At 38.3% G+C, this 3,132-nt stretch carries 1 protein-coding gene; it reads left to right on the top strand.

Going from position 1 to position 3,132, the window contains the following annotated elements:
* Positions 1–232: 232 nt before the first annotated feature.
* On the top strand, positions 233–3,132 hold a 2,900-nt coding region (locus FJR06_RS10000), incomplete at its 3' end, for a serine protease (RefSeq protein ID WP_168651353.1).

The raw sequence follows: 3,132 nt of genomic DNA, 5'->3' as shown, positions 1-3,132 counted from the left end.
TAAAGGCTACGGTGTACACACATCTCTAGACAGGATGCTAAACGTGATCCGATCCCCCTAAATCCCCCTTAGAAAGGGGGACTTTGAAGAATTTAGCCCCCCTTATAAAGGGGGGTTGGGGGGATCTAAACGTTTTGGGGCAACCATAGAAGACTTGTGTGTACACCGTAGCTTGTAAAGGGGGGATTAAGGGGGGTAAATTACCACTAATAAAAACACTATTTAACTAATCATGAAACGTCAAATCGCCATTATCTCCTGCTTACTGCTGCTACCTTATCCAGTGTCAGCAACAGAAACCCAAACCAAGACAACAAAACTACTTACACAGACATCGCAAAGGTGCAAATTACAACCAGCAAACCCAGAAAACGGTATTTATTCAGACCCACAATTACAAACCATTGCTAAACAAATTACAGTTAGAGTCAGAGACAAAGAAAGAGGCGCTTCTGGGACAATTTTCGCTAGAAAAGGTAATTCTTATTTAGTAGTGACTAATTCCCACGTTGTCAGAAGAATTAATAACATCAATATTATCACAGCCGATGGTCAAAAATATGCAGCTAAAATTTTACCTAATACTAACTTTGATAAATTCGATTTAGCCATAGTAGAATTTACATCTAATAAAAAATATTGTTTACCATCAGAAATTGCTGACAGAATCGCCTCTTTTGATATTAACTTAGAAACACCAGTTATGGCCACAGGATATGCTGTATCTGAAGATAAATTAGTATTGATAACAGGAGAAGTACAACAAATCATCTCCCAACCCAGTTTAAAAGATGGTTATGAAATTGGCTATACTGGTGATATTCAACAAGGAATGAGTGGCGGTCCAATTATTAGTAATACAGGAAATTTAATAGGAATTAATGGCATTAGTTCTTATCCTTTGTCCAATACTGCTTATATTTATACCAACGGAAAACGCCCCACAAATACAGAAATTCAAGAATTTAGAAAACTCAGTTGGGGAATACCCATTAAAACCGTTTTAGCTCAGGTAAGACCAGAAGTTCTCACCGCTTATAATTTACCTATACCAGATATTAAACAGCAAATAGCAGAAGTACCATTAACAGGCTGGTTAGGAGATTTAGAGCAAAAGGCTAAACAAATTACTGTCAGAATTGATAGTAGTAGCAAGGATAATGGTTCAGGGATAATTATTGCTAAAGAAGGGGATATTTACACTGTTTTAACTGCGGCTCATGTTCTCTGTGAAAGGGAAGATGCCACAAAACCCTGTGGAGGATTTAATTATGAAATACTTGCCCCCAATGGTAAACAATATGCTGTGGAAAAAAGCAGTATTAAATTGGAAGAAGGGGTAGATTTAGCGGTAGTTAAATTTAGAAGCCAGGAAAATTATCAAGTTGCAACTTTGGCAAATTATCCCAGAAACACTCGTGAATATATGTTTACGGCTGGGTACCCCAGGTTAGGAAATAAATCACCTTGGCGGTTCACATTGGGACGGATTTTTAGCAAAGAAGAAGGATTATTAGCAACTACAAAATCAGACTTTAAAAACAATAGTTTTGGTGCATCATTACAAGCCACAATTTCTTTAACAGGAGGATATGAATTAGTTTATAGTAGTATCACATTTGGGGGCATGAGTGGGGGACCAGTATTAGATTCCCAAGGGCGGGTAATTGGTATTCATGGTAGGACTGAGGGAGAAGCTATTATTGATAATAATAGTAGTAGTAGTAGTGGAGGAGCAATCCAATTAGGTAATAGTTTGGGTATTCCTGTGAGTACTTTTTTAGCAATAGCAACCCGACTGAATACCCAAGCACAAAGAATAGAAACTACTCCACCACCAGAACTAAATACACAAAAAGCTGATTCTATTAAAACAGCAATCTTATCAATAGATATTTCTAAAGGAAATACTACCGCCAGTCAATGGTTAGAAAGAGGAAATCAATTGTGGCGGTTACGTCGTTATCCAGAAGCAATACAGGCTTTTGAGGAAGCGATTAAGCAGAAACCGAAGTTTATTCACTTAGCTTATTATGGTAAGGGTTTGGCGTTAGGTGGGAGTAAAAAGTATCCAGAGGCTATAGCCGCATTGGAACTGGCGGTGAAATCTAAACCTGATTTTGTTCTTGCTTGGAATAAATTAAGTACATATCATCAGGAATCCAAGCAACTGGATAAAGCATTAGTAGCTATCAATGAAGCAATTCGACTCCAGCCTAATAATCCCAATTTGTATAATCAGAAATTTACAGTTTTATCTAATTTAAAAAGGTATAAAGAAGCAGAGGCAGCGATAAATAAAGCAGTTGAACTCAGTCCTCGTGCAGCACTTTACGCCAACCGGGGATTTGCTAAATCTAATTTAGGAGATAAGCAAGGAGCAATAAATGATTTCACCCAAGCCATTAAGATTGATCCTAACTATGCCCAAGCTTACATCAACTGGGGAGTTTATAAATTTGCTTTAGGAGATAAGCAAGGAGCAATAAATGATTTCACCCAAGCCATTAAGATTGACCCTAACAATGCCCTAGCCTACAGCATCCGGGGAATTACTAAATTCGTTTTAGGAGATAAGCAAGGAGCAATAAGTGATTCCACCCAAGCCATTAAGATTGACCCTAACAATGCCGATGCCTACAGCATCCGGGGAAATGTTAAGGATGATTTAGGAGATAAGCAAGGAGCAATAAGTGATTTCACCCAAGCCATTAAGATTGACCCTAACAATGCCCTAACCTACATCAACCGGGGAGATGCTAAGGATGATTTAGGAGATAAGCAAGGAGCAATAAATGATTACAACCAAGCCATTAAGATTGATCCTAACGATGCCCTAACCTACATCAACCGGGGAAATGCTAAATCTAAATTGGGAGATAAGCAAGGAGCAATAAATGATTACAACCAAGCCATTAAGATTGATCCTAACAATGCCCTAGCCTACAGCATCCGGGGAAATGCTAAATCTAAATTGGGAGATAAGCAAGGAGCAATAAATGATTTCACCCAAGCAATAAATGATTACAACCAAGTCATTAAGATTGACTCTAACTTCGGCCTAGCCTACTTAGCCTACATCGGCCGGGGAAATGCTAAATCTGAATTAGGAGATAAGCAAGGAGCAATAGA

Origin of the sequence: Dolichospermum sp. UHCC 0352 (genome assembly GCF_009711925.1) — a bacterium.
Lineage (GTDB): Bacteria > Cyanobacteriota > Cyanobacteriia > Cyanobacteriales > Nostocaceae > Dolichospermum > Dolichospermum lemmermannii.
The sequence above is the reverse complement of the archived record's forward strand: the minus strand, read 5'-3'. Positions and strand labels throughout refer to the sequence as shown.